Annotated in this window: 28 protein-coding genes, 2 tRNA genes and 1 pseudogene; 14 read left to right on the forward strand and 17 right to left on the reverse strand. The window is 60.7% G+C overall.

All coding sequences use genetic code 11. The features are described from left to right. Positions 1 to 307: 307 nt before the first annotated feature. The gene (locus NKJ89_RS19700) at positions 308 to 940 is read left to right on the forward strand and encodes a bleomycin resistance protein (RefSeq protein ID WP_352604845.1); all 633 of its coding nucleotides are present in this window, start codon (positions 308 to 310) and stop codon (positions 938 to 940) included. Positions 941 to 1,000: 60 nt separating this feature from the next. Here the strand turns inward: NKJ89_RS19700 and NKJ89_RS19705 are convergent, their stop codons facing one another. Beyond that, entirely contained in the window at positions 1,001 to 1,813 is an 813-nt protein-coding gene (locus NKJ89_RS19705; RefSeq protein WP_352604847.1) for a PopZ family protein, read from the reverse strand. Between NKJ89_RS19705 and NKJ89_RS19710 the strand changes: the two genes are divergently transcribed. Continuing rightward, positions 1,776 to 1,955, forward strand: coding sequence for a hypothetical protein (locus NKJ89_RS19710; protein WP_210164161.1), 180 nt, complete (start codon positions 1,776 to 1,778; stop codon positions 1,953 to 1,955). The genes NKJ89_RS19705 and NKJ89_RS19710 overlap by 38 nt on opposite strands. A gap of 73 nt (positions 1,956 to 2,028) precedes the next feature. On the opposite strand, the gene NKJ89_RS19715 is transcribed toward NKJ89_RS19710, so the two are convergent. The 4 genes from NKJ89_RS19715 to NKJ89_RS19730 form a co-directional block, all read right to left on the reverse strand. After that, a complete protein-coding gene (locus NKJ89_RS19715) occupies positions 2,029 to 3,417 on the reverse strand; it encodes a TolC family outer membrane protein (RefSeq protein WP_352604849.1) in 1,389 nt (462 codons plus the stop codon). A 183-nt stretch (positions 3,418 to 3,600) separates the two neighbouring features. Beyond that, positions 3,601 to 4,269 (reverse strand): protein-L-isoaspartate O-methyltransferase family protein, encoded by a 669-nt coding sequence (locus tag NKJ89_RS19720; RefSeq protein ID WP_352604851.1) that lies wholly within the window; start codon positions 4,267 to 4,269, stop codon positions 3,601 to 3,603. A 92-nt stretch (positions 4,270 to 4,361) separates the two neighbouring features. Beyond that, a tRNA-Cys gene (locus NKJ89_RS19725) sits at positions 4,362 to 4,435 on the reverse strand. Positions 4,436 to 4,855: 420 nt separating this feature from the next. Beyond that, positions 4,856 to 5,113 carry a hypothetical protein gene (locus NKJ89_RS19730; RefSeq protein ID WP_023757639.1) on the reverse strand — a complete coding sequence of 86 codons (258 nt, stop codon included), beginning with the start codon at positions 5,111 to 5,113 and terminating at the stop codon, positions 4,856 to 4,858. 223 nt (positions 5,114 to 5,336) lie between these two features. Here NKJ89_RS19730 and NKJ89_RS19735 point away from each other — a divergent pair. Beyond that, a tRNA-Asn gene (locus tag NKJ89_RS19735) sits at positions 5,337 to 5,411 on the forward strand. An 838-nt stretch (positions 5,412 to 6,249) separates the two neighbouring features. Here NKJ89_RS19735 and NKJ89_RS19740 read toward each other — a convergent pair. The 3 genes and pseudogenes from NKJ89_RS19740 to NKJ89_RS19750 form a co-directional block, all read right to left on the reverse strand. Beyond that, positions 6,250 to 6,471: a hypothetical protein gene (locus tag NKJ89_RS19740; RefSeq protein ID WP_023757642.1), complete on the reverse strand. Its 222-nt coding sequence runs from the start codon at positions 6,469 to 6,471 to the stop codon at positions 6,250 to 6,252. Between the two features lie 149 nt (positions 6,472 to 6,620). Beyond that, positions 6,621 to 6,743, reverse strand: a pseudogene (locus NKJ89_RS19745) (SDR family NAD(P)-dependent oxidoreductase); the annotation flags it as partial. Positions 6,744 to 6,869: 126 nt separating this feature from the next. Further along, entirely contained in the window at positions 6,870 to 7,763 is an 894-nt protein-coding gene (locus NKJ89_RS19750) for a LysR family transcriptional regulator (RefSeq protein ID WP_352604853.1), read from the reverse strand. 154 nt (positions 7,764 to 7,917) lie between these two features. Between NKJ89_RS19750 and NKJ89_RS19755 the strand changes: the two genes are divergently transcribed. The 7 genes from NKJ89_RS19755 (at position 7,918) to NKJ89_RS19785 (ending at position 14,403) form a co-directional block, all read left to right on the forward strand. After that, a complete protein-coding gene (locus NKJ89_RS19755) occupies positions 7,918 to 8,562 on the forward strand; it encodes a hydrolase (RefSeq protein ID WP_023757644.1) in 645 nt (214 codons plus the stop codon). A 523-nt stretch (positions 8,563 to 9,085) separates the two neighbouring features. Beyond that, entirely contained in the window at positions 9,086 to 9,988 is a 903-nt protein-coding gene (locus NKJ89_RS19760) for a cytochrome c oxidase subunit II (protein ID WP_352604856.1), read from the forward strand. Positions 9,989 to 10,009: 21 nt separating this feature from the next. After that, positions 10,010 to 11,779 carry a cytochrome c oxidase subunit I gene (gene ctaD, locus NKJ89_RS19765; RefSeq protein ID WP_352604858.1) on the forward strand — a complete coding sequence of 590 codons (1,770 nt, stop codon included), beginning with the start codon at positions 10,010 to 10,012 and terminating at the stop codon, positions 11,777 to 11,779. Further along, positions 11,776 to 12,480, forward strand: a complete 705-nt coding sequence (locus NKJ89_RS19770; protein ID WP_352604860.1) for a cytochrome c oxidase subunit 3 — start codon at positions 11,776 to 11,778, stop codon at positions 12,478 to 12,480. The genes ctaD and NKJ89_RS19770 overlap by 4 nt, the downstream gene beginning before the upstream one ends. Positions 12,481 to 12,492: 12 nt before the next feature. Continuing rightward, positions 12,493 to 13,209, forward strand: coding sequence for a heme-copper oxidase subunit III family protein (locus tag NKJ89_RS19775; RefSeq protein ID WP_023757650.1), 717 nt, complete (start codon positions 12,493 to 12,495; stop codon positions 13,207 to 13,209). A gap of 26 nt (positions 13,210 to 13,235) precedes the next feature. Beyond that, positions 13,236 to 13,631 (forward strand): cytochrome C oxidase subunit IV family protein, encoded by a 396-nt coding sequence (locus tag NKJ89_RS19780; RefSeq protein WP_352604862.1) that lies wholly within the window; start codon positions 13,236 to 13,238, stop codon positions 13,629 to 13,631. Between the two features lie 298 nt (positions 13,632 to 13,929). Continuing rightward, a complete protein-coding gene (locus tag NKJ89_RS19785) occupies positions 13,930 to 14,403 on the forward strand; it encodes an aminoacyl-tRNA deacylase (protein ID WP_023757652.1) in 474 nt (157 codons plus the stop codon). A gap of 56 nt (positions 14,404 to 14,459) precedes the next feature. On the opposite strand, the gene NKJ89_RS19790 is transcribed toward NKJ89_RS19785, so the two are convergent. From NKJ89_RS19790 to NKJ89_RS19800, 3 genes are all read right to left on the reverse strand, one after another. Continuing rightward, positions 14,460 to 15,272: a DUF2189 domain-containing protein gene (locus NKJ89_RS19790; RefSeq protein WP_352604864.1), complete on the reverse strand. Its 813-nt coding sequence runs from the start codon at positions 15,270 to 15,272 to the stop codon at positions 14,460 to 14,462. Between the two features lie 452 nt (positions 15,273 to 15,724). Beyond that, positions 15,725 to 16,654, reverse strand: a complete 930-nt coding sequence (locus NKJ89_RS19795; protein WP_023757654.1) for a heme o synthase — start codon at positions 16,652 to 16,654, stop codon at positions 15,725 to 15,727. A 188-nt stretch (positions 16,655 to 16,842) separates the two neighbouring features. Next, positions 16,843 to 17,223: a c-type cytochrome gene (locus tag NKJ89_RS19800; protein WP_352604866.1), complete on the reverse strand. Its 381-nt coding sequence runs from the start codon at positions 17,221 to 17,223 to the stop codon at positions 16,843 to 16,845. A 570-nt stretch (positions 17,224 to 17,793) separates the two neighbouring features. Here NKJ89_RS19800 and NKJ89_RS19805 point away from each other — a divergent pair. Beyond that, positions 17,794 to 18,072: a hypothetical protein gene (locus tag NKJ89_RS19805; RefSeq protein WP_023757656.1), complete on the forward strand. Its 279-nt coding sequence runs from the start codon at positions 17,794 to 17,796 to the stop codon at positions 18,070 to 18,072. Positions 18,073 to 18,505: 433 nt separating this feature from the next. Here NKJ89_RS19805 and NKJ89_RS19810 read toward each other — a convergent pair whose 3' ends face one another. Next, entirely contained in the window at positions 18,506 to 18,751 is a 246-nt protein-coding gene (locus NKJ89_RS19810) for a hypothetical protein (protein WP_352604868.1), read from the reverse strand. A 182-nt stretch (positions 18,752 to 18,933) separates the two neighbouring features. Next, positions 18,934 to 19,224, reverse strand: coding sequence for a hypothetical protein (locus NKJ89_RS19815; protein ID WP_023757657.1), 291 nt, complete (start codon positions 19,222 to 19,224; stop codon positions 18,934 to 18,936). A gap of 258 nt (positions 19,225 to 19,482) precedes the next feature. On the opposite strand from NKJ89_RS19815, the gene NKJ89_RS19820 reads away from it, so the two are divergent. After that, positions 19,483 to 19,914 (forward strand): cupin domain-containing protein, encoded by a 432-nt coding sequence (locus NKJ89_RS19820; protein WP_023757658.1) that lies wholly within the window; start codon positions 19,483 to 19,485, stop codon positions 19,912 to 19,914. 78 nt (positions 19,915 to 19,992) lie between these two features. Here NKJ89_RS19820 and NKJ89_RS19825 read toward each other — a convergent pair whose 3' ends face one another. Then, the gene (locus NKJ89_RS19825) at positions 19,993 to 20,448 is read right to left on the reverse strand and encodes a carboxymuconolactone decarboxylase family protein (protein ID WP_023757659.1); all 456 of its coding nucleotides are present in this window, start codon (positions 20,446 to 20,448) and stop codon (positions 19,993 to 19,995) included. A 269-nt stretch (positions 20,449 to 20,717) separates the two neighbouring features. Between NKJ89_RS19825 and NKJ89_RS19830 the strand changes: the two genes are divergently transcribed. Both NKJ89_RS19830 and NKJ89_RS19835 read left to right on the forward strand, forming a co-directional pair. Further along, the gene (locus tag NKJ89_RS19830) at positions 20,718 to 21,476 is read left to right on the forward strand and encodes a copper homeostasis protein CutC (protein WP_023757660.1); all 759 of its coding nucleotides are present in this window, start codon (positions 20,718 to 20,720) and stop codon (positions 21,474 to 21,476) included. Continuing rightward, the gene (locus NKJ89_RS19835; RefSeq protein WP_031259644.1) at positions 21,473 to 21,970 is read left to right on the forward strand and encodes a GNAT family N-acetyltransferase; all 498 of its coding nucleotides are present in this window, start codon (positions 21,473 to 21,475) and stop codon (positions 21,968 to 21,970) included. Before NKJ89_RS19830 ends, NKJ89_RS19835 begins: the two co-directional genes overlap by 4 nt. Positions 21,971 to 22,013: 43 nt before the next feature. Here the strand turns inward: NKJ89_RS19835 and NKJ89_RS19840 are convergent, their stop codons facing one another. The 3 genes from NKJ89_RS19840 to NKJ89_RS19850 all read right to left on the reverse strand — a co-directional run bounded on the left by NKJ89_RS19840 (position 22,014) and on the right by NKJ89_RS19850 (position 26,551). After that, positions 22,014 to 23,036 (reverse strand): acyltransferase family protein, encoded by a 1,023-nt coding sequence (locus NKJ89_RS19840; protein ID WP_023757662.1) that lies wholly within the window; start codon positions 23,034 to 23,036, stop codon positions 22,014 to 22,016. Positions 23,037 to 23,290: 254 nt separating this feature from the next. Beyond that, positions 23,291 to 24,088, reverse strand: a complete 798-nt coding sequence (locus tag NKJ89_RS19845; RefSeq protein ID WP_023757663.1) for an FAD binding domain-containing protein — start codon at positions 24,086 to 24,088, stop codon at positions 23,291 to 23,293. A 114-nt stretch (positions 24,089 to 24,202) separates the two neighbouring features. Then, complete coding sequence (locus NKJ89_RS19850) at positions 24,203 to 26,551, reverse strand: xanthine dehydrogenase family protein molybdopterin-binding subunit (protein WP_352604870.1); 2,349 nt, start codon at positions 26,549 to 26,551, stop codon at positions 24,203 to 24,205. Positions 26,552 to 26,588: the final 37 nt, after the last annotated feature.

Genomic DNA, 26,588 nt, shown 5'->3' on the forward strand with positions numbered 1-26,588 from the left:
AGCTTGCGTCCATCGCCGGTCTCCTTCCCGGCCAACAGAATCCCGCTTGGTTACCAGAGCGTTAACGATTCATGATTCCGCCCTGCTGTCTCTGACCCACGACGTCAAATAGGCGTGGCCCAGGTCATTTCAACGGAAAGCGACCCATCGATCGGTAGCAGGACCCTATTCCTCCGGTCCAGGCGCGGCGCTCGAGCCTTGACCCGCAAGCATCACGGCAATACGCTGCCAACGCTGCTGTAGGGCGCATCGGCTTCCGGCCGGAGGGGCATTGCCCGCCTACGCCACCTCAACCCGCAATGCGCCCATGCCAACCCTCGAACACCACAAGAAACAGGCCAAGCTCTATCTCAAATGGCACCGCGAACGGTACTATCCCGTCGCCGCTGTGATTGGATGGATCTTGCCGCGTTTCCGCAATCTGACCGATAATCAGATCCTCGATCACGGTTTCAAGCTTGCCGATGCCCAGGAACTGGTCGCCAGGAAATCAGGTTTCGATAGCTGGCAGGCGCTGAAGAAAGGCCTTCAAACCGTGACCGACCGCATAGCAACAGATGCCGAAAAGCCGTTCCTGGCCTTTGCCGAACCTCAGCTCTTTGTCTCCGATATTGAAGCGGCCTGTGGTTTCTACCGGCAAAAGCTCGGCTTCGAGACGCGCTTCACCTATGGCGAACCGCCCTTCTACGCCCAAATCATCCGCGATGGTGCGCGGCTCAACCTGCGCCATGTCGACAAGCCGCCTTTCACCACCAGTCACGGCGACGATCTCCTGGCGGCGACGATTGCGGTCGACAACATCAAGGCGCTGTTCCTGGAATATCAGGCGGCCATGGCCCCTTTCCACCAGACATTGCGAACCGAACCGTGGGGCGCCCGCACGTTCATCATCAAGGATCCCGACGGAAACCTTGTCTGCTTCGCGACCAGCGCGAATTGACCTCACAAAAAGAAACGGCGCCACGAAGGCGCCGTTTCTTTTGGTAATCGGTATGGAGAATTATTGCGCGCCGCGCGCCACGCGCTCGATCTCCTCGCGCACCAGCCTTTCGACCAGCGTCGGCAGATTGTTGTCGAGCCAATCCTGCAGCATCGGGCGCAGCATCTCTTCGGCCATCTCGTCGAATGTCTTTTTGCTTCGGCTGGCAAACGCGTCGGAAAGTTCGCCAAAGGCGGCGGCAACCTGACGGCCGGTGTGCTCGGAAACGATGGCCGGACGCGGCGCATCACTGGCCGTGACCGGCCGCACCACGTCTGGACGAGGCGGCTCGGAGGCTGCTTTCGCGTTCGCTTCGTCCCTTGAATTGTCCATTGGCGGCTGGACAACCGGCTTGCGTGCCTCGGCCCTGTCCGACACCATTTTGGCCTGCTCACCAACCGCGGCGATCTCGCGCCGCCAATCGGCAACGGGAGCGTCGGGGGCAGTGACGGGACGCGGTGCCGGCGCGTTGGCCGGCTCGGCGGCAACCCGGGCGCTGACCTCGGCAAGTGTCATCGATGACTTTGTAGGGGCTGGTTCGGGGCGCACCCGCGTTTCCGTACGCGCGATCACCGGCTCGACCGCCGGCAGCTGCGCCTGGACTTCCGCCAGCGTGACCGGCTTCCTGATCTCGGGATCGGCATGCAGGTCGGCACGGAATGCGTCGACGTCGGGGGCGGCATCGACGCTCGGCGCCGGCTCCAGATCCTGGCGAAACTCATCGGCGTCGCCCGGCTGCTTGCGGCCGCCGTCGCTGTCCTCGATGATTCGCCTGATGGAAGCCAGGATCTCTTCCATGGAAGGTTCGCGCTGTGCGCTGCTTGCCGTTGCCATCGTCACATCCGCCGCCTTTGTGACCTCTGTGGATTTCCGCTCCGGCAAGGCCGGATCGAATCATGGCAACAGCGTAGCCGACGGATCGCCGCACGAGAATCCCCAATCTGGGGACTTGTGGGATTTCAACAGATTAGCGTGATCTTAAACCCACGAGCAGCGGAGCAAGCAATCCTGCTCAAACGGCGAGACGGAAAAGTCCGGACCGGGCGCCCTCAGCGGCCGTCCGGCGTGCGCAGGCCGATCCACTTGTCCTTGACGGCGTTGTAGTGCTCTTCAGGCTTGTATTTCGTCACCTGCAGGCCAAGGCGGTCGACGGACAGGCGGCCGGTCGCCTGCAGGATGGCGTAGCTCGCCACCACCACATCATGCTCATAACTCGCCTGGTTGATCTCGGCAGTGATGACCGTAGCCTGTGCGTTGAGGACATCGAGCGTGGTGCGCTGGCCGACATTGCGTTCTTCGATGACGCCATTCAACGCCAGCTTTGCCGCCTCGATCACTTGCCTGTTGGCCGTCAGCTGCTGCTGCGCGGCGGTGTACTCGGTCCAGGCGGCGGTGACGGCCTGGCGCACCTGATCACGGCTCACGTCGACCTCGATGCGGGCCCGGCTGAGCGATTCCTTATCCTGGCGCACAATCGCCGAAGTGCGGCCACCGGAATAGATCGGGATGGTCAGCGTTGCCCCGACGCTGGCCGAGTTTGTAGTGCCGTCCTGCGTCGTGAGCCCGCCCGGCACAGTGTTGCGATAGGCGCTCGAAACGCCGGCGGAAGCAGACAACTGCGGCAGCAGCGCGCCTTCGGCCGACTTCACCGAAAACGAAGCAGCGTCGACCAGATGCTGGGTGGCAAGGATAGCCGGGTGCTCGTTCGAGGCCACTCCGATGGCGGCGGCCAGGCTTGACGGCAACAGCTTTGCCACCGGCGAAGCGCCTTTAAGCTTCCCTGGTTCGTCGCCGACGATCTGGCGATAGCTCGCGGCACTCGCCAGTGCCTGCGCCCGGGCGGCGCTCAGCGATGCCACGGCGGCGGCCCGCGAAGCATCGGCCTGCGCGACGTCGGTACGCGTGCCTTCACCAACTTCGAAACGCGAACGCGCCGCGCGCGCCGTTTCGGTGAGGAATTGCAGGTTCTGCTCGGTCAGCACTGCAATCTGGCGGTCGCGAATCACGTTCATATACGCCTGGGCGGCGCTGAACAGGGTGTTCTCTTCGGTGTTGCGCAGGCTTTCGACCGAAGCGCGAACCTGTGATTCGGCGGCAGCGACATTGTTCCTGGTCTGAAAGCCGTCGAACAGCGTCTGATTGATCTGGACACCAAAATTGCCGGTGGTCAGCCGTACACTACGATCCGCACCGGTGAGATGGCTGCTGGAATAGTCGATTGTCGCCGAGCCGTTGATGGTCGGACGCCAGCCCGACTTGGCGATGGCGACGCTCTCATCGGTAATACGAACGCCGGCGCGGGCGGAATTCAGCGAAGAATTGTACTGATAGGCCTTTGCAAGCGCGCCTGAGATGGTTTCCGCCGAAGCGGTCAGTGGGGACAGCATGGTCGCCGAAACGAGGACGGCGGTGAAAAGTGACTTTCGTACAGACGGCACGGTTAAACCCTCATTCGTTTTCCATGGGAACTGCGCCGCACCGGCTTCTCGTCGTGATCAGCCGCCGCCGCGTGTTCGATGTTCCCTGCTGCTCAGCCCCAAAGTGCCCCCAGTTTGCGGATCAGCAACAATTGTTCAAATGCAAGCGACCATGACAATGCCTCTGCTGCAAGGCAAAATCACTCAAAACTCGAAAGCATGAATACGTTCGAATCCCGGTAGTGGCTTAATTGCCGCATTAAACGCGCGTCTTCCGGTTACAACCCCTCCCGCCTTAAAAAAAAGTCGGGCCAGGCCGGAATTGCCTTGCCCTTCAACGGCGACGAGTCGGCCGCCTTCGGCAAGCTGGTCGAGCAGCGGCACTGGGACTTCCGTGACGCTGCCGCCGACGAAGATGACGTCATAAGGCGCCTGGGCGGCATGCCCTTGTGGCAACGCCCCCTGCACAACGGTCACATTGCTGCAGCCAAGCGACGATAGCGTCGATCTGGCGGTTTCCGCCAGCGCCGAATCGCTTTCGAGCGCCACCACGGACCTGGCCAGCCGCGACAGGATAGCCGAAGCATAACCCGTGCCGCAGCCGACATCGAGCGCCGAGTCGGTCGACTTGATCTCAGCCAGTTGGATGAGCTTGGCCAGCGGCGAGGGTTCCATCAGGTAGCGCGCGCCGTCCGCGCCGGTGGCAATGCGGATGTCCTCGTCGATGTAAGCGAGATCGCGCTGGGCGGCGCCGACAAAAGCCTCTCGTGGCACGACGAGCATGGCCTCGAGCAGCGGCGCGCTGGTCACATCGGTGGTGCGAACCTGGCCATCGACCATCTTGACGCGAAGCTCGGAGAAATCAGCGCTCATGTTCCAACCAATCCGCTTGCCGCGCCAGAACCGCGGTTCATTACGTCAGGAACTTCAGGCCCCCTACGCTTGCTGCGCGGGGGCCCGGGCATTGGAGGCCTCGCCCGGAATCGAACCGGGGTGCAAGGATTTGCAGTCCTCTGCGTAACCACTCCGCCACGAGGCCTCGTTGCTCCCGGCGTTCCACCCGGTTCCAATAGGTTGCGGCGAAAATGCCGTCAAGCGGCCACCGTGCATTCCGAACGGTTTCCCTGTGCGCCGATCCGGGCAGACCCTGTCAAATCGTCAGGCCCCAAGCCCACAGCTACATTAGATGCTTCTTAAGCATAGCCTGCCGCAGGAAAAACCCCTTCGGGGTTCACGCGTTGAGCACGGCAGGAGACAAAGCCATGCGCCAGGCAATGGAGATGATAGACAAGAATGCGCCGCCAGGCCTGTCCTGAGCGCGGTGCGGAGAGTTTTTGCACTACGCCACCGACCCGCCTGTCCATTGAAGGCGCGGGCAAAGGGCAAAGCTTGCCTCAGCCGCGGCGATTCTCATGCAGATCCGTGAAGCAAGGGCCCGCTGAGGTGTGCCCACGCCATGTCAATCCGGCCGACGCCGCCGTTCCCACCAGACGACAAAGCGTCGGCGGTGGCGCCGCACCATGGCGAACTCATAGGAAAGCACCAGCAATCCGAGCGGGACCATCCAGAAACCGAGGATCGGCAGGAACCCGAGGATGCCGCCGATGGTCAGCAGGACACCGATGGTGATTCTGAGCCCGCGCGAGCGCGGCATTTTGAACTCGCGCCCGAAAACTGAGATTTTGCGCGCCGGCATGTGGTTATCTTGTGCTGTCATCGTCTCGAAAGATTGACCCGTTTTGATCGTTCAGAAGCATCAGCGAACCCAAGCGCGGCCGCGCTTTCGGTTCGGTGTCCCTGCCAAGACTGCTAATATGAGGGCATCTCTCGACGATTGCGAGAAACGCCTGTGCGAAAAAGCCTCGGAAAAATGCGAATTGCTTCTTTGCAAAGCCGAAAAGGGCAGCTATACGCTGCGCAACTCGCATAAGAGCCTCCGTTCCCCGGTAGCTCAGTGGTAGAGCAACCGGCTGTTAACCGGTTGGTCGCTGGTTCGAATCCGGCCCGGGGAGCCAATCTTTTTAAGCACTTAACCAAATTTCTTAGGTCGGCAAATTTGCCGATGTTCTGTGCTGGGCTGCGTTTCGGGCTACATCTGCAGGGGGAGCAAATGAAAACGTCAACACTCGTGTTTTTGTTGGCAGTCGTTTGTGCTGGGATTTCGATGTGGACGGATCAGCCAATCATGGGGGTCTTCATTGTTGGACAGGTCCTCTACTGGCGGACTCACATCCTAGAAGTGAAAATCAACCGTCTGCTCGATGAGCGAGGGGCTTTTCGTAGCGGACTACGAGCTGAATAAAAAGGCCCGCCACCGTGAGGCAGCGGGGCTAGTTCGGGAGGAGTGTCGGGCATCCCCTTTGCCCGCGAAACAACGGTACGCCTCACTTAGCTGGATAATAAGCTCGCGCCGGTTGAAGCTCAGTATATTCCAGCTGCGTGACTTTTCTGCCACAAGATAAAGAAAGCCCGCCACCATCGGCAGCCATTCCTGCAAGTTTGCAGGTTTGACCAGTTCGCCTTCTGGCGGATCATCTCGGAAAAATAGGACCGGAACTCCGCGCCCAGCTCTGGCGACAAGCGAAACGAAAGTCCGCCGCTGGAGTCTTCGGTCCGATGGACCAGATCATATCGCCGTTCGCGGGATCGACCGTCGGGACGATGGACTCGAGGCGCTCGGCTCTCTCCATGTAGACGGCGATGTTTCCCTTCATAGCCGCATCAGTACGGTCTGATCAGTCGGATCGTCGCGCCACCTGATTTGTTCGCGGTCGTTGTCCGGCTCGGAGTCGCCGCCTTCCTCGTCGTCGCAGTCGTCTTGCTCGCGGTCGTCGCACTGCCCAAGGGCACCCGTCACAGACCGCCAGCTCCGCCACCAGCCCAAATGACTATCTGGGAAAGATCGGCGATGTCGCCATAGATCTTCGAACCTTTGACGAGAAAACACTTGTCCCCCAGGACTTCGGCGAGTGAGCTTGACGCGGTGCAAACCGGCAGGTTCACCTTATGGCCCTTGGCATCGGCATAGCTGATGCTGATCGCGAGGATAGCGAGTACGAGAGTCGTCTTGCTCATATTTAGCCCCTAGAGCCAGCAGGCCCATTGGGCGGCAAAACCGGGTTGCCGCCCTTTGCCTTGCCATTAGGTGGAGCGGGGGTTTAAGTCGCGCCATCCCTCGATTGGATGACGAGGGCTCATCTATATTAGCTATCACTTAACGAAGCCGCCGCCTGCTGGTAAGTAAATGCAACGTCGGCTCCGTTCTCCGCCAGTGCCAATGCGATCGCGGCCCCGATGCCCCGCGATCCTCCGGTAACCAATGCACGCTTCCCGTTCAGATCGATCATGTGGCCGCTTCGAATAGTGCCCGAATAAGTCAAGCTGTGTCGCAGCAAGTGGAACGTGCGGGCCATGTCGCCGAAGGAGTGCCACCTCGAACACAGGTCCTCGAGAGGCTTCGCAGCGTTCGTGTCCTAGCTGTCGAGACCCCAAAGTTCCGGGTTGCGTTTGAAATACTCAGTTAGCATTTCGGTGAGCACCCTGACTTTCCGCGTGGGATGCTGACCCGGCGGGCGGACGACATACGCGGCCGCCGGAGGTACCGGATAGCGTGTCATGATCGGGACCAGCGTGCCGGAGGCCACGTATTCATGTGTGATGCAATCGGCGAGCCAGGCGATGCCGAGACCTGCCGCCGCCGCGGCGGCAAGCGCCGTAGCGCTATCGGCCTTGAACCTGCCCTGCGGCTGAACCGTGACAACCTTGCCATTATCCATGAACTGCCAGGTTTCTGTTCCCTGCATGAGGGCCTGATGGGTGACGAGTTCGTCCAGGGTCTCAGGTGAACCGTGCGCTTCGATATAGTCCGGGCTGGCGACAAGCTTGCCATGGAACGGCCCGACGCGCTTCGCGATCAGGTTGGAGTCCTGAAGGTAGCCAACCCGGATCGCGCAATCGAAACCCTCGGCGATGAGATCGACGAAGCGATCGCTGTAGGAGGTATGAATGTGAAGCTGCGGGTGCTGGCGCGCCATCTCCGCGAGCACCGGGGCGAAGTGGGTTGGGCCGAAAGTAAGCGGCATGGCAACCCTCAGGCGGCCGCGCAGCTCACCGGTGGGGAGGATCGTTTCCCTTGCGGTGTCGATCTCGGCGCTGGCCCGGGCCGCATGGTCCCTGAACGTGATCCCCGCTTCCGTAAGCGCCGCGCCGCGGGTCGTTCGTGCAAGAAGCTGGACGCCAAGTTCCGCTTCAACCCGAAAGAGCCGCCGACTGACGATTGACTTGGAGACGCCGAGCCGGCGCGCGGCGGCCGACACGCCCCCTGCATCGGCCACTGCGACGAATGTCCGTAGATCTTCTATGTCCAATTCAGCGTTCCTCGTTTCGCGACACAGCTTGCCTGATTATGGCACTACCGCATCACCAAAAGGAACGGCAAATTGCGTCCAGGCAACGTCGCCCGCTGGCGCATGTCTCCCGTGAACCCATTGCCGTCCATGGCGGCAGAGAAAGGAAGTCTTGATGACCCCTCGTAACGGCCTTGATTCGCTTCTTCGTCCTGAAGACTCGGTCCTCGTTCTGATCGATCACCAGCCTTACCAGCTCGCAAACCTGAACAGCCACGATCCGCACATGGTGGTCAACAACACGACCGCGCTGGCGAAGCTAGCAAAAGCTTTCAATGTTCCGACCATTCTCACCAGCGTGATCGCGGCGCGCGGTGGACTTCTCTTCAAGCAGATCACCGATGTATTTCCGGACCAGGAGGTCATCGATCGCACCTGGGTGAACACCTGGCAGGACGAGAATGTGGTGAACGTCGTCAAGGCGACCGGCCGCAAGCAGCTGATCATCGCCGGTCTGTGGACCGAGGTCTGCGTCGCAATGCCTGTGATCCAGGCCGCCGGCGAAGGTTGGGATGTGACCGTTATCACCGATGCGTCGGGCGGGATTTCGAAGGAGTCTCACGAAGTTGCCATCCAGCGAATGATCGCGGCCGGCGCGAACGTGATGACCGTGATGGCGCTCGCTGGCGAATGGCAACGCGATTGGGCGCGCACCGAGCATGTCGAGGAGCTGACCGAGATTCTCATCCAGCACTTCGGCGGCAGCGGCATCGCGTATCTTTGGGAGCAGCAGCTTCTCAACACGCCAGTAGCCGGCTGATCCCGGCCGGCATGGCGAGCGAAGCAGACGGTTAACACACGGCCCCAGACGCGACAGGTCAAGCGGCCTTCGGTAGGACGGCACGATAGCGGCCGTAACCCGCCTTCACGAACAGTTCCACGTCGCACATCCTGGATAGATAGCATCGGGGGATCCCGGTGGCCGTGAGTTCAGCTGTGCACACCTCGCCCCGCTCTCGCGGCAGAGCGACGGGCCGCTCCCTGAGCGTCAATGTCGGCCCGCCGGCGAGGCGCATTCTGGCGCAGGGTGATAGCGAATTCGCATTTCTCAGCTTCATCGACTCCGGGGAGCCATTTCAATCAAAACTGCGAGCGCCGCCTGCTCGCAGTTGGACTTCAGCCCTCTCCTTCCAGTGCAAGCGTCTTCAGGAGTTTAATCTTGGCGACATTTTTCCCGTCAAGATAGTCGGCTCTGGAATTTCAATCGAAAAAAGAGCTATGATGACCTTGGCATTCGCCGGGACCAGCTTCGCGTCCTCCAGAATGCCGGGGAGGAACGGGACATGGCCGTAGCGCTTGTACTCGTTTTGATTGTAGTGGGCTCGGTGCTGTTTCACCTGCTGAGCCCATGGTGGTGGACGCCGATTGCCTCGAACTGGGGCTATATCGACAACACCATCATCATCACCTTCTGGATTACCGGCGTCGTCTTCGCCGCCGTGGTCCTATTCATGGCCTATTGCGTCTTCCGCTTCCGTCATCGGGAAGGGAACCGGGCCGCCTACGAGCCGGAGAATAAGCGGCTCGAATCCTGGTTGACGATCGTCACAGCGGTCGGGGTCACGGCGTTGCTGGTTCCCGGCCTGTTCGTCTGGAGCCGGTTCGTCAACGTCCCGAGCGACGCAACGGAGGTCGAAGTCGTCGGCCAGCAGTGGCAGTGGAGTTTCCGTCTGCCCGGCAAGGACGGCAAGCTTGGCACATCCGACACCCGCGACGTCACCACCGACAATCCGCTGGGCGTGATCGCCAGCGATCCCAATGGTCAGGACGATGTCCTGGTCGAAGCGGCTGATCTGCATTTGCCGGTCGGCAAACCGGTCAAGATGCTGCTCCGATCGATCGATGTGCTGCATGATTTCTATGTGCCGGAATTCCGCGCCAAGATGGACATGATCCCCGGCTCGGTCACCTATTTCTGGTTCACCCCGACCAAGACCGGAACCTTTCAGGTCCTGTGCGCCGAACTTTGCGGCCAGGGGCATCCCTTGATGCATGGTGTGGTCGTGGTCGACACGCAGCAGGACTACCTGGCCTGGTTTGGCCAGCAGCAGACTTTCGCGCAGTTGTCGGCACCCCAGCAAACGGGCGCGGCAGACAACGCTCCGGGGAAGACTATGGCGCCGGGCAAGACGATAGCGCCAGGTTTGAAAATTGCAGCAAAGCTCGAAACGGTCGGGTCTCGCTGAAAAGGACGCGGAGGTGTTCCTATGGTCGACATCACACCTGCAGATGGCATCCCCCCGGCCGAAGTCGCGGAAGTGGAGCTTTACCATCCGCACAGTTGGTGGACGAGATACGTCTTCGCGCAGGACGCCAAGGTCATAGCCATCCAGTATTCGGCGACGGCAACGGGAATCGGCCTGGTCGCCCTGGTGCTATCCTGGCTAATGCGGCTGCAACTCGGCTTCCCCGGCACGTTCGACTTCATCACCCCGGAAGCCTACTACCAGTTCATCACCATGCACGGCATGATCATGGTGATCTACCTGCTCACCGCCCTCTTCCTCGGCGGCTTCGGCAACTATCTGATCCCGCTGATGGTCGGCGCGCGCGACATGGTTTTCCCCTATGTCAACATGCTGAGCTACTGGATCTACCTGCTCGCCGTGCTGGTCCTGGTGTCGAGCTTCTTTGCACCGGGCGGACCGACAGGCGCCGGCTGGACGCTCTACCCGCCACAAGCCATCATGAGCGGCACGCCGGGCGGCCAGGACTGGGGCATCATCCTGATGCTCTCCTCACTGATCCTGTTCATCATCGGTTTCACGATGGGCGGCCTGAACTATGTGGTGACGGTGCTGCAGGGCCGCACGCGCGGCATGACGATGATGCGCCTGCCGCTGACCGTCTGGGGCATCTTCACAGCAACCGTCATGGCCCTGCTTGCCTTTCCGGCGCTGTTCGTCGCCTGCGTCATGATGCTGCTCGACCGCGTCCTCGGCACCAGCTTCTTCATGCCGGCGATCTCCGAGATGGGCGAGCAACTGCAGCACAATGGCGGCAGCCCGATCCTGTTCCAGCACCTGTTCTGGTTCTTCGGCCATCCCGAGGTCTACATCGTGGCGTTGCCGGCCTTCGGTATCGTCTCCGACCTGATCAGCACCCATGCACGCAAGAACATTTTCGGCTATCGGATGATGGTTTGGGCCATCGTCGGCATTGGCGCGCTGAGCTTCGTGGTCTGGGCGCACCACATGTATGTCAGCGGCATGCACCCCTATTTCGGCTTCTTCTTCGCCACCACGACGCTGATCATCGCCATTCCGACTGCCATCAAGGTCTACAACTGGGTGCTGACCTTATGGCGCGGCGACATCCATCTCACCATACCTATGCTCTTTGCCCTGGCCTTCATCGTCACCTTCGTCAATGGTGGGCTGACCGGGTTGTTTCTTGGCAATGTCGTCGTCGATGTTCCGCTGTCCGACACGATGTTCGTCGTCGCCCACTTCCATATGGTCATGGGTGTCGCCCCGATCCTCGTGGTTTTTGGCGCGATCTATCATTGGTACCCGAAGGTCACTGGCCGGATGCTCAACGAAATGCTGGGCCGGTTCCATTTCTGGGTCACCTTCCTCGGCGCCTACCTGATTTTCTTCCCCATGCACTACCTCGGCCTGATGGGCGTGCCGCGGCGCTATGCTGAACTGACCGACATGACTGTCATGACCGAGTCAGCCCACCACCTGAACTCGTTCATCAGCATCATGGCGTTCATCGTCGGCTTCGCTCAGATGGTGTTCCTGTTCAATCTCATCTGGAGCATCCGCCATGGCCGCGAGGCTGGCGGCAATCCGTGGCGGGCCACGACCCTCGAATGGCAGACGCCGCAAACACCGCCGGCCCACGGCAATTTCGGCAAGGAGCTACCGATCGTCTATCGCTGGGCCTATGATTACAGCGTGCCAGGCGCCAAGGAGGATTTCATTCCGCAGAACATGCCGGGCTCCTTTGGCCCCTCAAGGGAGCCGGCATGAGCGTTATCATAGTCTTCCTGTTCGTCATCGCCGGCTTTGCCGGATGGTGGCTTTCACATCAGGGGCTGATGTCGAAGCCATGGCTCGAGCAAGGTCTGGCCGGGGATTTTGTCGCCCTCGACCGGTCGGCGCTACCCACCGCCAAGATCGGCCTCGGTGTCTTCCTCGCCGTCGTCGGCTGCCTGTTCGCGCTCTTCACCAGCGCCTATTTCATGCGGATGGCGGTATCGGACTGGCAGCCGCTGCCGCTGCCGCGGCTGCTCTGGCTCAACACCGGGGTGCTGGTCCTGAGCAGCATTGCCCTGCAATGCGCCTCGGTCGCGGCGCGCAGGGGCCAGGTCGACATGGTCAGGCTCGGCCTCGCCACGGCCGGGCTCACGGCGCTTGCCTTCCTGATCGGACAGCTCATGGCATGGCGGCAGCTGACCGCCGACGGCTATTTTCTGACCTCCAATCCGGCCAACAGCTTTTTCTACCTGATCACCGGCATGCATGGCCTGCACATACTGGGCGGGCTGGTGGGCCTCGGCAGAACAACCGCCAGCGCCTGGAACGCAGCGCGGCCCGAACGGCTTCGCCTCAGTGTCGAGTTGTGCGCCATGTACTGGCATTTCCTGCTCTTCGTCTGGCTCGCCGTCTTTGCCCTACTGGCCGGCTGGGCCGCGACGTTCATCGACATTTGCCGACAGTTGCTGACCTAAGGGATCAAACGAATGGCAGAGACACTCACGCATACCCAGACGGAGCCACGGCCCTCAGGCTGGCAAGGCATTGCCGCCGACTGGTCCTCGGATCAGCGGGCGTTCAAGAACGTGTCCTGGGGCAAGGCCATGATGTGGATCTTCCTGCTCAGCGACACCTTCATCTTCGGCTGCTTCCTGCTCTCCTACATGACCGCTCGCATTTCGACACGCGTGCCGTGGCCCAATCCGAGCGAGGTCTTTGCGCTTCGTATCGGCGGCTCGGATATCCCGCTGATCCTTATTGCGATCATGACCTTCGTGCTGATCTCGAGCAGCGGAACAATGGCCATGGCGGTCAATTTCGGCTATCGCCGCGACCGCCGCAAGACAGCGATCCTGATGCTTCTGACCGCGGCACTCGGCGCGACCTTTGTCGGCATGCAAGCCTTCGAATGGACCAAGCTGATCACCGAAGGGGTACGGCCCTGGGGCAACCCCTGGGGCGCCGCACAATTCGGTTCGACTTTCTTCATGATCACCGGTTTCCACGGCACCCATGTGACGATCGGGGTGATCTTCCTGATCATCGTGGCGCGCAAGGTATGGCGCGGAGATTTCGACACCGGGCGACGCGGCTTCTTCACCAGCCGCACGGGGCGCTACGAGAATGTCGAGATCATGGGGCTGTACTGGCACTTCGTCGATCTGGTCTGGGTATTCATCTTCGCATTCTTTTATCTTTGGTGAGAGGCAGGCTTTGGTGAGAGGAAAAAATGGCTGAAGCAACCGCAAACGGCCTCGGGCAACACGCACTTCAGGCTGCGCATGAAGCGCCGGCCGCTGTCGCCCATGCCGACGCGCATCAGGAACATCCGATCAAGCTCTATCTGGTGGTCTGGGCATGGCTGTTCATCCTCAGCACGTGCTCCTACCTGGTCGATTATTTCGGCCTTCACGGCTATCTCAGATGGTCGCTGATCCTGATCTTTATGATCCTCAAGGCAGGGCTGATAGTCGCCGTCTTCATGCACATGGCTTGGGAACGGCTGGCGCTGGCCTATGCGATCATCCTGCCGCCGATACTGGTGCTGGTGTTCGTGACAATGATGGTCCTCGAATCGGATTATACACTTTCCACCCGGCTGACGTTTTTCGGGTCCGGGCCCTGAGGCCCAATCCGGAGTGCCATGGCATTCTGGTCAGGCCCCACGCATCCGGCGTGTGTCCAGTGCGGTGGCCGGCGCCTTGAAACAATCGGCAACTGGCCCATTTTGTTAGAGCATGATCCCGAAAAGTGGATCCGGTTTTTGCTCCACCGATCTTCGTTTCGAAAAAGATCTTGCTCGAACAACAAGAGAGCCGATCCCGACTTTCGGAACAGAACAGGCTCTGACATCGGAAACGACATAAGTGGGATGATTGCCGTCGTTTCCCGATGCGTCGCAAACTCCGGCAAGGGAGGCCAAGATGACGATCGCGAACAGACTGAAGGACTTCATCGACGGCAAGGGAATTCCCTACGACACCGTCGCTCATCATCGCACTTCGACAAGCAGGCAGGCGGCAATAGCCGCGCATGTGCCCGGCAGCATCATGGCGAAATCCGTGGTCGTTCACCACGAGCTTGGCTATGCAGTGGCCGTGGTTCCGAGCACCCACAGGATCGAGCTCGGCACATTGCAAGACGTCATGGACAAACGTCTCGGACTCGCCTCCGAAGACGAGATGGCTTCGCTCTTCGGCGATTGCGACACCGGCGCGATCCCGCCGATCGGCGCGGCCTACAATGTGCCAGTGATCGTCGACGAAAGCCTTGGCGACGCCACCGACGTCTACTTCGAAGGCGGCGACCATAAAACGCTAGTGCATGTCAGCGGCAAGGATTTCCGCAACCTGACGATGGGTGCCTACCAGGCCCGCTTCAGCCACGCGGCTTACTGACGGCTTCGATCATCCCGCACCGCACTCTCGCCGGCGCGGGATGGGGCAGAACGTTCTCAACTCGCCGATCTGGAGGGCGGCTCCACGACCTTGCGGTAGACATGCCAGGTGGCGTGACCGAGAATCGGCAACACGACGGCCAGCCCGGCGAACACCGGCAGCGAGCCGATGATCAGGGCGACGGCGACAATCAGCCCCCAGACAGCCATGGTGATTGGGTTCGCCAGCACCGCGCGCACCGAGGTGTGGATGGCCTCGTAAGCGCCGACGTCGCGGTCGAGCAACAATGGGAAGGCGATGACCGTTGTGCACAACACGACCGCAGCGAAGACGAAGCCGATGGCGTGACCCAGGATGATCAGCGTCCAGCCACGTCCGGTGGCGAATATTTCGTTGATGAAGCCGGATATCGATGCCGGCGGCGCCGGGCCGAAAAGATACTGGTAAAATAGCTGGGCGGTCAAAAGCCATGTGATGAAGATTGCCAACAGCATGATCCCGACCGCCGCGATGGCCGGGAGTGCCGGAGAATTCCTGACCTCGAAAGCGTGCCTCCAGGAGGTGTCGAGTCTGGCTTCCCGTCTGCGGCTGATTTCATAGAGACCTATCGCCGCAAAAGGGCCAATCAGCGCAAAACCGGAAACGAGCGGAAACAACAACGGCAACGCATTGGCGCCCGACGTCCAGACGGCGAGCACGACTCCCACCAGCGGATAGATCAGGCAGAGAAAGACGATGTGCGACGGCTTGACCATGAAATCGTCGACGCCACGCTTGAGCGCGTCGAAAAGGTCGGAAACACCGATTTTTCGAATTTTGGTATGCTCCAGCGTATCGCTGGCGCCTGCTATCACATGAAAACTTGCCATGACCGTTCCTCCAGAGCGGGTCCGGTGAGGTCGCGGTTTCACGGTGCTGCCGTTCTGCATGACTGGCCACGCAAAACCGCGACCTGCACCGCAACCAACATACTCTTTTGCCAGGGACTTGTCGCCCTTTGTCGGAAGAGCTCCGCCGGCTGGCTCTGAAGGTTCTTTTCCGATATTCTCACACAGCGCCGTGCGTCCTTTTTTTGGGCGCGCAAAGGACGCTGTACTGCGTTGGCTGGCGCATGATCCTTGCGGAAAATCGATTCCGATTTTCAAGGGTCATGCGACGAGTCAAAGGTGAATGCCATGGACGGAAGGACGCGTCTCATACTCGGCCTTGGCATAGTCGCCCTGCTGATCCTGGGATTCTGTGCAATACCATCGTGATCGCCGAGCCGGTCCTGGCAATTGCCGACCTCTCGTCAAGGATTCCAAGAACGGCAGTCAGGCCGTCAACCTGGCATGAATGCCCGCATTGCGATGGTGTCGGCAAGCAGCATGGCAAAGATCGCGAAAAGATAGAAAATCGAGAAGGCGAACAGCGCCTTTGCAGTCTTCATCTCCGCGTCTGGAGCGGCCAGGACCTTCCAGGCGTGCCAGATGAAACCCGCGCCCAATGCAGCCGAAACAAGTCCATAAAACACGCTCGCGAATCCAACCGCCCAGGGCAGCACGCCGATTGGCGCCAAGAGCAGCGAATAGGCGAGTATCTGTTTTCTGGTCGACGCCTGGCCGGCCACGTTTGGCATCATCGGGATGCCGGCAGCTGCGTAGTCGCCGACCTTGAACAGCGCGAGCGCCCAAAAATGCGGCGGCGTCCACAGAAAGATGATCAGGAACAGGATGACGCTTTCGATGCCGATCGCGCCAGTGGCGGCCGCCCAGCCAATGACAGGAGGAAGGGCACCCGCCGCGCCGCCGATGACGATGTTCTGCGGCGTCGAGCGCTTCAGCCACATCGTATAGATGACGACGTAGAAAAAGATGGTGAAGGCCAGCAGCGATGCGGCAAGCCAGCCAACCAGAACGCCGAGCGTCATGACCGAAAGCGCGGAAAGCACCAGGCCGAAGCCGAGCGCTTCACCCGGCGTGACGCGGCCCGACGGAACCGGCCGTTTTGATGTGCGCGACATCAGCGCGTCGATATCGGCGTCGTACCACATGTTGAGGGCCCCGGCCGCTCCTGCTCCGATCGCAATCGCACCGATTGCAATCACGGCGATGACCGGATTCATCGCGCCAGGCGCCGCCATCAGGCCAACGAAAGCAGTAAATACTGCAAGCGCCATGACCCGCGGCTTCATAAGCGTGAAGAAATCACCCGCCGTCGCTTCCGAAAGGCGGATGCCGGTATCCTTGAGGCGGCTTTCCCTGGTCGACATCTCAGACCGATGGAAGCAGGCAACCCAATGCAAGTCGCTCAAAAGTGGACGCGACGCGCATTAGGCCACGATCCCGAACTGAAGGCGCGCGCGTGCAAAAACTGGAACACGGTTTTTGCTCACGTTGCCCTCCGGTCCGGATAGACCACGACAGGACAAGCGGTTAGCCATATTGCGGAGGAGCCACGTCACTTGGAGAACGTTTTCAGATAGGCAATGACGTTGGCCACGTCTGCATCGTTCTTGAGGCCGGGAAACGCCATCTTGGTTCCTTTGACCATGGCTTTGGGATCGTGAAGATAGGTGGTCAGTGTTGGCTCGTCCCATTTAACGCCTGATTTGCCGGCCGCAATCATGGCATCAGAATATTTGAAATCCGGATGCGTACCGGCGGTCCGGCCGATGACGCCGTGCAGCGATGGTCCGATCTTGTTCTTATCCTCGTCTGCGATGTGGCAGACCTTGCATTTGGTGAAGACCTTCTCGCCAGCCGCAGCGTCCTGAGCCTGCGACGGATTGGCGGCGAAGGTTGCAACGAACACGACGGCGAAAAATGCGACCAAGCGCATGACTTTTCCTCCCTATCGTCAAATGTGCCTGAGACGATCCGCGCATGCCGGTACCAACAGAAATGCGCCTTTCACGGCAGAACAGATTGTCCGCTTCTCCCATATGGATTGCGACACCTATATAACACGGAATCTGGCCGGCAGGTAGAAGAGGCTTACCGTCCAAAGGTTTAGGCGGTCTGCAGCATGGCGAGCGAAACCGCGCGTTCCTCGATTTCGGTTTCGGAGTGCGCTCGTCGATGATGTCGCGACGCCGGGCCTCCGCGCTTTCGCCAGAGCAGGCATATGCCCTGTCTTGGCTTCTGCGATCTCGTCAGGATTTCTTCTCGCCGTTTGGATTGGGCACCGGTGCCTCTCGCACGTCTCGCGGTGGCGGTTCGACATGTTCAAGTTCTGACGGTGCTTTTTTGTCGCGATGGACAGGTAGCTCCTTCGGTTCGGGGCTCGGTGGCGGTTCCTTGATCGTGTTGGACATGATCCAGTTAACCGGATCGCCGGTCTCTTGTTCCCGTCAGGAGCTTAAAAACTGGAAGCCGGAGGAACCGGGGGCGTTGAAGAGCGTTCTGTCGCATGCTCAAGAAAATCGCCCTCGCCGCCGTGTTGGTCCAGGTTGCCGCCTTTTCGGCTCTCATAACCCAAACGATCCTTTTTGCGTCCGCGGCCACCCAAGCTGCCAGTACGCAGCCCAGCGATCCTGTTGCTGTCACCGGGGAAGGATGCGCCAAGGCGACGCCCCAAGATTCCCGATCTGAAATATTTCCAATCCCAAACACGCCCGATCATTGCCTTAAGCGAATTGAGCCGAGGAAGCTTATCACGACGACCTTGATTATCGCCGGGCGACAATAGCCCCAGACTTGGATCGATCTTCCAAGGCTCAGGCAGCCCACCACCAGCCCTTCACCCGTCCGCGCTGGCCATCTCCCCTCATCGCCAATCCACCCAATTTAAGTCAGGGCGCTATGCTTGAAAGCGCAACGATCTCTGCTACTTGCGGCGCGGGGCTTGTGCATTTGAGTTCGACAAAATTGGCAATGACTTCAGTGAATATGGAATGCCCGCGCTGTCACAGCAGCGCCAGGATATTCGACTGTTCCAAATGGTATGCGTCAAACGGCCATTGCTGCCCGCAAGGCACCCATCGGATCGGTTGCCCCGGAAAGACGATCGCATGCTCGGGATGTGCCGGCCTGGGGACGCTGGCAGAATCTGTGCTGAGTGCCGTCGCGTAGCCCTCGATCGGATCGCATGACGAGCGCGGCTCCGACGCGTCCGGACTATCTTACTCCGGTGGTGGTTCTTCAGGTGGTGGCGTCAAAACTGTGATGTCCATTCTGGCGATCTTGGATGCTGCGCGACCTTGCGCACCAGAATCCACGTCGCCGCTTGCGGCAACCATGATTTTGGCGAGATGTCCGACGGCGTCTGCGCTGCGGCCTGGCGAAAATTCTTCGCTCGTTTCCGGCTTTCCCACCCCCGTCTGTTTTTCGGGTACTTGCCGAGGTTGATTTGCAATTGCGGCAATCATTCGAACCTCCTGTTGCAACACCCGAATCTTATATTAGCGTTGGCTGTTGTGAGGCTGACCTGGCAAGTCCGCCGGCAGCCGCAGTCAGGAGGCGTGAAAAACCTGGGAAATGGGGAGTCTTGCGACCGAGCCGCAAGGCGGCTCGGCGACGGGCAATTCCCGTCCGGTTCAGTTGGGGACGGCTAACAACCTTCGGTGGTCTTTTTCACATGGCCTGGAGCAGCCGTCTTGGCATCGGTGTCCTGCTGACCAGGAGCGGACTGTTTCGCACTGCCGGTTTGTTGGCCCGGCGCACAATCCTTGGCAGAGTTCGGATTGATGCCGCTCGTGGTCGTCTTGTCGGTGCCCTGGTCGGTGGTGCTTGGCATAGTTGTCGTCGTCGTCGACGACCCGCTGGTTGATGTGCCGGACTGAGCAAATGCAAATCCGGCGGACATGACAAGGAAGGCCGAGGTCAGAAGAATGTTTTTCATGATCAACTCCTGATTTAGAGAGCGATAAAGCGCCTCGACACCAACCGAGAGCTGAACGAACGGTTCCCTGAAAACGGCGATTGTTCCAAAAACGTGCAGAGGCGACCCGGCAGGCAACCCGGAGCCTGTCTGTGTCACCGACCTACTCTTGGCCGCTAGCCCAACTCTGCCGCACGAGGCCCACTAGACCCGGCGCCCAGCGCAACCTTGCATGCCAGTGGCCGCCGCGCGATGCTGTCGCCAGGGTTGGAACGAATCATGCGAAAAATTCTGGTGTCGGGGCTGCTGCTCGCGGCGGTTTTTTCCGTAAATCCGGCTCGGGCGCTGGACAGCAGCGGAGCGCCCGTCGTGGTGACGCCACTGGCATCGCGCACGACGACCGCGTCCGGTCAGCCGATCATGCTGCCGCAGAAGAACGTGCAGGTGCTGGTGTCGACCTATGACATCGCGCCAGGCGCGACTTTACCGGTTCACAGACATCCCTTCCCGCGCTACGCCTATGTCCAGGCCGGAACGCTGAAGGTCACCAATGTCGAGACCGGCAACAGCAACACCTACAAATCAGGCGATTTCATTATCGAAATGATCGGTCAGTGGCATCAGGCCACCAATATCGGCGATGGCCCGGTCAAGCTACTGGTCATCGATCAGGTCGAGGAAGGCGCCAAGAATACGGAACTGCGCCAGTAGCGGCCAAGGCGATATCCGCGCCCAGATGTCAGGAGGTGTGCCGCGCGTCACAGTGCACCGCCCCACCCCCGTGCAAGGCTAGCCCCAACTACCGACCATCTGCCTCGTGGTGGCGTTCAGCCGGTTGAAGGCGTTGATGAGCGCAATCTGGATGACCAACGCGGCCAGCGCCTTTTCATCATAATGCCGGGCGGCCTCGTCCCAGACATCGTCCGGTACCGCGTCCGACCGGTCGGCGAGCCGTGTGCCGGCCTCGGTAAGCGCCAGCGCCGCGCGCTCCGCCTCGGTGAAGTAGGGTGTCTCCCGCCATGCCGCGAGTGCAAAGATGCGCTCGTCCTTTTCACCGGCCTTCTTCAGTTCGCGGGCATGCATGTCGACGCAGACGGCGCAGTTGTTGATCTGGCTGGCGCGCAGATGGATGAGCTTGCGGGTGACATAGGGCAATTCGGCTGACTCGGTCGACTTGTCCAGCGCCAGCAGCGCCTGCACGGAACCGGGAATGAGCATCACCGGGTTCTTGATTCTTGCTTGCATGGTCTTTCTCCTTTGAGGTGTTCGTCGGGACGCGTTTTGCCGACCCGGATGCAAGGCATCCGAGGTTGTGAATTTGAAAGGATTGTCGGCCGCAACGCCGCGCTGCCACAGGAAACCAATAACCACATGGCTATGGGTTTACCCATAACTCAACAGTTATGAGAGTCAAGCAGGAAATGTCCGCTGGCCCAAATGGCGGCGCTGTTCGCGCTTTCACACCAACCGGCCCAATGCTAGGGCTGGCGGCGACATCATGGATTGGATAGCCCTTGACCAGAGAAACTCGCCTGCCGCTGATCGAAATCTGTGTCGAAGGTATCGACGGCCTTCTGGCAGCACAGGCTGCCGGCGCCGACCGGGTCGAACTGTGCGCCAGCCTCATTGAAGGCGGCATCACGCCGAGCCTCGGCACCGTGCGCGCCGCCCTCGACCAGGCGACCGTGCCATTCCACGTCATGGTGCGGCCGCGCGGCGGGGATTTTCTCTACAGTGAGAACGAGTACGCATCGATGCTCGCCGATGTCTCGGCGCTGCGCGACCTCGGCGTACCCGGCGTGGTGTTCGGCTGCCTGAACGGCGACGGCACCATTGACGAGGCGCGCATGAGCGAACTGACGCAGGCTGCCGGGGCCTTGAACGTCACGTGCCACCGCGCTTTCGACATGACGCGTGACCCGGCCGAGGCGCTCGAAGCGCTGATCCGCAGCAAGGTCGGCCGCGTGCTGACCAGCGGCCAGCGTGACACCGCCATCGAAGGCTTGCCGCTGTTGGCGGATCTGGTGCGGCAGGCCGGCGATCGCATCGTCATCCTCGGCTGCGGCGGGCTCGATCTCGGCAACATTGCCGAAGTGCGCAGAAAAACCGGTCTGTCCGAAATGCATTTCGCCGCCCTCAGGGAGGTGCCGAGCGCCATGGATTATCGCAACCCCCAGGTCGGCATGGGCGGCTCCGACCTCGACCGCGAGTATCGCAACACACTGACCGACACCGACCTGGTGGCAGCCACCATCAAGGCAGCCAAGGCATGATCACAATCCCTGCCCCGATGACCCGCGTATCCGCCGAAGACGAAGCGCAGATCCTGGCGCTCAACAACGAGCATGCCGCAGAACTGTCTTGGCTCGAGCCCGAACGGCTCTCCTTCCTGCTTGGGGAAGCATTTTACGCGCGCCGCATCGGCGATCTCGAAGCGTTCATCATGACTTTTGATCAGGACGCCCGTTACGACAGTCCGAATTTCTTATGGTTCCGCGAACGCTACGAGCGCTTCATCTATGTCGACCGCGTCGTCGTCGCGGCGCAAGCGCGTGGCCGCGGTCATGCCCGCCGGCTCTATCAGGACCTGTTCGGCCATGTTGAGCGCGCCGGCCACACGCTGGTCACCTGCGAAGTCAACATCGACCCGCCGAACCCCGCCTCGGATGCCTTTCACGCCGCCCTCGGCTTTGCCGAAGCCGGCGACGCCGTGATCTATGGCGGCAAGAAAGCGGTGCGCTATTACGTCAGGTCGCTGCAGGCATAGACAGGCCGAGCGCACCGCAAAACGCCTGAACGGCTCGATTGCCTCACCAATTGCGGTTGAGCCATTCACGAGCGGGGCGCTCGATGACGTAGTAGCTGCAGAGCGCGCAGGCAAAGACGCCGGCGAGCATCAGGACCGGCGCACTGCCTTGCTCGTAGACGAATTTGTAGAACGGCTGCTGCCACAGATACAGCGAGTACGACCACAGGCCCAGCGTCGCCATCGGCCAGGAGGACAGCAATCCGGAAAAATAGCGCGGGCTGAAATCGAGCACATTGACGGCCAGAGCCAGCAGCGGGACGGCGAGGAGATAATGGATCGGCGTCGGCACCGGATCGAGGAACAGCAGAACGGCACAGATCGATGCAGCGAGCGCCACATGCTTGCCTGTCATGATCGACGGCAGCCTGCCATCGGCCTTGAGCAGGCAGATCGAAGCCGACAGCAGGATCGACGCGATGTGCACGTCGGTGCGCCAATAAGTGGTTTCGTAATCCATCCCGAGGACCCAGTACGAAACCGCGCCGTTGGCCATGGCAAGCGAGGCCAGCGCCAGGAGCAGTACGACGACGCGGGAGCGCGTTGAGACGATCACGCTGATCAGCGCCAGGATGACATAGGCATGCTCCTCGATGCAAAGCGACCAGATATGGTCGAGCGCCCCTGCCCGCGTCACCAGAATGCCGGCATAATTATACGTGAATGTCAGTGCCGTCAGCGCCGCCTTCCACTTGAAGGAGATGAACGTGCTGACGAGCGCAATCATCGCGACGATCACAAAAACCAGGAGAGCCGGGTAGATGCGGGAGAACCGGCGCTTGAAGAATTTCTTCAGCGGATAACGTTCGATGAACAGGATCTCGCCCATCAGCCGGCCGCTGAGCACGAAGAAGAATTCGACGCCCAGTACGCCGAGATTGATTCCGGGGACAGGGAAAAAATGGCCGATCAGGACCAGCCCGATTGAAAGACCACGCCAGCCGTCGAGATAGGCCAGTCTTGTTCGGGCCGGTCTGTCGGCGGCGGATCGAGACGGAACGACATGCGTCGAGGAGATGTCGGTCATGCCGATCCTTTCGCATTTAGGCATGCGAAAGGGCACGGCGGTGAACCGCGCCGACCCGGCTCGCATTCCCGCCCCAGTCCATATTGCAGTGCAAGATAAACTTGTGCAAGTGCGAGATTGCTGCGGATCAGTACCGGCCGAAGGGTCGACCGCAATTGTCTCAAGCAAAGGGTTGGTGCGCGAACTGGACAACGACAGTTGCAACTCACAAAAGGGGCCAACGAGGCCCCTTTCGTTGTTCGCAGCTGATCGTATCAGGCGTTGGCGGCAGCCACCGCGCGCTTGGCCATCACCGCGATCAGATTGGCGCGATAGTCGGCCGAGGCATGGATGTCGGTCATCAAATTCTTCGCCGAAACCTTCACGCCATCGAGCGCCGCGACCGCGAAATTCTTGGCGAGTGCGGCCTCGATCTCCTTCGAGCGGAAGACGCCGTCGTCACCAGCACCGGTAACGGCAACGCTGACGCCATCCTTGCCCTTGGCCACGAACACGCCAACGATGGCGTAGCGCGATGCCGGATTGCGGAATTTTTCATAGGCCGCCTTGGCCGGCGCGGTGAAGGTGACGGCGGTAATGATTTCGCCATCCTTCAACGACGTCTCGAACAGGCCCTTGAAGAACTTGTCGGCCGCGATCTGGCGCTTGTTGGTGACGATGGTGGCGCCCAACGCCAACAGCGCCGCCGGATAATCGGCCGCCGGATCGTTGTTGGCGACCGAGCCGCCGATCGTCCCCTTGTGGCGCACCGCCGGATCGCCGATCAGTGATGCCATATGGGCAAGCGCCGGACAGGCCTTCTTCAGCTTCTCGTCGTTGGCGACAGCGTGATGCGTGGTGGCAGCACCGATGGTGACCGTCTTGCCCGACACTGTAACACCCTGCAGCTCCTTGATCCGCGACAGGTCGACAAGGTCGGACGGTGCGGCGAGCCGGGTCTTCATTGCCGGGATCAATGTCATGCCGCCCGAAAGCAGCTTGGCGTCGCCCGTCTTGACCAGCTTGGCGGCATCGGCGACCGAGGCGGCACGGTGATAATTGACTGAGTACATTTGTATTTCTCCCTGGGTGAAAGAGCGAATAGGGAGGAACGATTAGCGAATAGGATTTGTCCCGTCGCACCGCCTTCTCTTCCCGATTCGCTGCTCCCTATTCGCTATTCGCATTCAATGTTTCGTCGCGCGGATCGCTGCCCACACGGCGGACGGCGTTGCCGGCATGGCGAGATCGTTGCTGCCGATGGCGTCGGTGATGGCATTGATCACCGCCGGCGGCGAGCCGATGGCGCCGGCTTCGCCGCAGCCTTTGATGCCGAGAGGATTGCCCGGGCATGGCGTGTTCGAGGTCGAGACCTTGAACGACGGCAGGTCGCCGGCGCGCGGCATGGTGTAGTCCATGTAGCTCGCGGTCAAAAGCTGACCGCTATTGTCATAGTGGGCGCCTTCGAGTAGCGCCTGGCCGATGCCTTGCGCCAGTCCGCCATGCACCTGGCCCTCGACGATCATCGGGTTGATGATGTTGCCGAAATCGTCGGCGGCGACGAACTGGATGATCTCGGTCATGCCGGTTTCCGGGTCGACCTCGACCTCGCAGATGTAGCAGCCGGCCGGGAAGGTGAAATTCGACGGATCATAGAACGCCGTCTCCTTCAGCCCTGGCTCCATGCCGCCCGGCAGGTTGTGGGCGGTGTAGGCGGCGAGCGCCATCTGGAACCACGGAACGTTCTTGTCGGTGCCGGCGACCTTCAGCGCGCCGTTCTCGATGATGATGTCGCCTTCGTCGGCCTCGAGCAGGTGGGCGGCAATCTTCTTGGCCTTGGCCTCGACCTTGTCGAGCGCCTTCGCGACGGCCGACATGCCGACCGCACCCGAGCGCGAGCCATAGGTACCCATGCCCATCTGCACCTTGTCGGTGTCGCCATGGACGATCGAGACGGAATCGAGCGGCACGCCGAAGCGCTCGTTGACCAATTGCGCGAAGGTCGTCTCATGCCCCTGGCCATGGCTTTGCGAGCCGGTCAGTACTTCGATCGTGCCGACGGCATTGACGCGCACCTCGGCACTTTCCCAAAGGCCGACACCGGCGCCCAGCGAACCGACCGCCGCCGACGGCGCGAGGCCGCATGCCTCGATGTAGCAGCTCATGCCGATGCCGCGCAGCTTGCCTTTCCTTGCAGCCGCCGCTTTGCGCTTGGCAAAGCCGGCATAGTCGGAAGCCTTCATCGCCGCGTCCAGCGAAGCGGCGTAGTCGCCGGCGTCATAGTTCATGATAACCGGAGTCTGATGCGGGAACGATGTGATGAAGTTCGTTCGGCGAAGATCCGCCGGAGACACGCCCAACTCACGAGCGGCGGTCTCGATGGCGCGTTCGAGCAGATAGGTAGCTTCCGGTCGACCTGCCCCGCGATAGGCATCGACCGGCGCGGTATTGGTGTAGACGGTGCGCACATTGGCATGGATCGCGGGAATATTGTACTGGCCCGACAACAGGGTCGCGTAGAGATAGGTCGGTACACAGGACGAGAACAGTGACATGTAGGCGCCAAGATTGGCCACGGTGTCGACTTTCAGGCCGGTAATCCTGTTGTTCTTGTCGAAAGCCATCTCCACCGTGGAGATATGGTCACGGCCGTGGGCGTCGGTAAGAAAACTTTCGGTGCGGTCGGCCACCCATTTGACCGGCACGCCGGTTTTCTTCGAGGCCCACAGGCAGACGATCTCTTCCGGGTAGATATAGATTTTCGAGCCGAAGGCGCCGCCGACATCCGGCGCGATGACGCGCAGCTTGTTTTCCGGCGCGACATTGTAGAAGGCGCTCATCACCAGCCGCGCCAGATGCGGGTTCTGCGAGGTCGTCCAGCAGGTGTAGTGGTCCTCGGCCTTGTCGTAGTAGCCAAGCGCGGCACGCGGCTCTATGGCGTTGGGCACCAGCCGATTGTTGACGATCTTCATGCGGGTGACGTGGGCAGCGGCCTTGATCGCCGCGTCGGTCGCCTTGCCATCGCCAAGCTCCCAATCGAAGATCAGATTGTTGTCAGCTTCCGGGTGGATCTGCGGTGCGCCCTTCTCGAGCGCCTTAGACGCATCGACGACGGCCTTCAATTCCTTGTAGGTGATCTCGACCGCTTCGGCGGCATCGCGTGCCTGCCCCTTGGTCTCAGCGACGACGATGACGACGGCATCGCCGACGTAACGGACCCGGTCGAAAGCGAGTGGCGACCACGCCCCCATCTTCATCGGCGAGCCATCCTTGGAATGGATCATCCAGCCGCAGATGAGGTTGCCGATGCCGTCGGCCTTGAGTTCCTTGCCGGTCAGCACGCCGATGACGCCGGGCATGCCTTGAGCCTTCTTGACGTCGATCTTCTTGATCTGCGCATGCGCGTGCGGGCTGCGCACGAAGGCTGCATGCTTCATGCCTGGAACCACCATGTCGTCGACGTAGCGGCCGGCGCCGGTGATGAACCGTTTGTCTTCCTTGCGCGCGACCCGAGCGCCAACACCTTCAATGCCCATCAGAAATTCCTCCCGGTGAATAGTGGATGGTGAATTG

The sequence above is a fragment of the Mesorhizobium sp. M0047 genome, assembly GCF_040323315.1.
In the GTDB taxonomy this organism is placed as follows: domain Bacteria; phylum Pseudomonadota; class Alphaproteobacteria; order Rhizobiales; family Rhizobiaceae; genus Mesorhizobium.

Bases quoted from the DNA above. Each gene is read 5' to 3' on its own strand.
- NKJ89_RS19790 (WP_352604864.1), bottom strand. From the start codon at position 15,272: ATGGCAAGTTTTCATGTGATAGCAGGCGCCAGCGATACGCTGGAGCAT.
- NKJ89_RS19755 (WP_023757644.1), top strand. From the start codon at position 7,918: ATGACCCCTCGTAACGGCCTTGATTCGCTTCTTCGTCCTGAAGACTCG.
- NKJ89_RS19825 (WP_023757659.1), bottom strand. From the start codon at position 20,448: ATGCAAGCAAGAATCAAGAACCCGGTGATGCTCATTCCCGGTTCCGTG.
- NKJ89_RS19740 (WP_023757642.1), bottom strand. From the start codon at position 6,471: ATGAGCAAGACGACTCTCGTACTCGCTATCCTCGCGATCAGCATCAGC.
- NKJ89_RS19760 (WP_352604856.1), top strand. From the start codon at position 9,086: ATGGCCGTAGCGCTTGTACTCGTTTTGATTGTAGTGGGCTCGGTGCTG.
- NKJ89_RS19840 (WP_023757662.1), bottom strand. From the start codon at position 23,036: ATGACCGACATCTCCTCGACGCATGTCGTTCCGTCTCGATCCGCCGCC.
- NKJ89_RS19785 (WP_023757652.1), top strand. From the start codon at position 13,930: ATGACGATCGCGAACAGACTGAAGGACTTCATCGACGGCAAGGGAATT.
- NKJ89_RS19850 (WP_352604870.1), bottom strand. From the start codon at position 26,551: ATGGGCATTGAAGGTGTTGGCGCTCGGGTCGCGCGCAAGGAAGACAAA.
- NKJ89_RS19775 (WP_023757650.1), top strand. From the start codon at position 12,493: ATGGCAGAGACACTCACGCATACCCAGACGGAGCCACGGCCCTCAGGC.
- NKJ89_RS19835 (WP_031259644.1), top strand. From the start codon at position 21,473: ATGATCACAATCCCTGCCCCGATGACCCGCGTATCCGCCGAAGACGAA.
- NKJ89_RS19705 (WP_352604847.1), bottom strand. From the start codon at position 1,813: ATGGCAACGGCAAGCAGCGCACAGCGCGAACCTTCCATGGAAGAGATC.
- NKJ89_RS19845 (WP_023757663.1), bottom strand. From the start codon at position 24,088: ATGTACTCAGTCAATTATCACCGTGCCGCCTCGGTCGCCGATGCCGCC.
- NKJ89_RS19800 (WP_352604866.1), bottom strand. From the start codon at position 17,223: ATGCGCTTGGTCGCATTTTTCGCCGTCGTGTTCGTTGCAACCTTCGCC.
- ctaD (WP_352604858.1), top strand. From the start codon at position 10,010: ATGGTCGACATCACACCTGCAGATGGCATCCCCCCGGCCGAAGTCGCG.
- NKJ89_RS19710 (WP_210164161.1), top strand. From the start codon at position 1,776: ATGGAAGGTTCGCGCTGTGCGCTGCTTGCCGTTGCCATCGTCACATCC.
- NKJ89_RS19810 (WP_352604868.1), bottom strand. From the start codon at position 18,751: ATGATTGCCGCAATTGCAAATCAACCTCGGCAAGTACCCGAAAAACAG.
- NKJ89_RS19780 (WP_352604862.1), top strand. From the start codon at position 13,236: ATGGCTGAAGCAACCGCAAACGGCCTCGGGCAACACGCACTTCAGGCT.
- NKJ89_RS19815 (WP_023757657.1), bottom strand. From the start codon at position 19,224: ATGAAAAACATTCTTCTGACCTCGGCCTTCCTTGTCATGTCCGCCGGA.
- NKJ89_RS19820 (WP_023757658.1), top strand. From the start codon at position 19,483: ATGCGAAAAATTCTGGTGTCGGGGCTGCTGCTCGCGGCGGTTTTTTCC.
- NKJ89_RS19770 (WP_352604860.1), top strand. From the start codon at position 11,776: ATGAGCGTTATCATAGTCTTCCTGTTCGTCATCGCCGGCTTTGCCGGA.
- NKJ89_RS19795 (WP_023757654.1), bottom strand. From the start codon at position 16,654: ATGTCGACCAGGGAAAGCCGCCTCAAGGATACCGGCATCCGCCTTTCG.
- NKJ89_RS19700 (WP_352604845.1), top strand. From the start codon at position 308: ATGCCAACCCTCGAACACCACAAGAAACAGGCCAAGCTCTATCTCAAA.
- NKJ89_RS19720 (WP_352604851.1), bottom strand. From the start codon at position 4,269: ATGAGCGCTGATTTCTCCGAGCTTCGCGTCAAGATGGTCGATGGCCAG.
- NKJ89_RS19730 (WP_023757639.1), bottom strand. From the start codon at position 5,113: ATGACAGCACAAGATAACCACATGCCGGCGCGCAAAATCTCAGTTTTC.
- NKJ89_RS19805 (WP_023757656.1), top strand. From the start codon at position 17,794: ATGCTCAAGAAAATCGCCCTCGCCGCCGTGTTGGTCCAGGTTGCCGCC.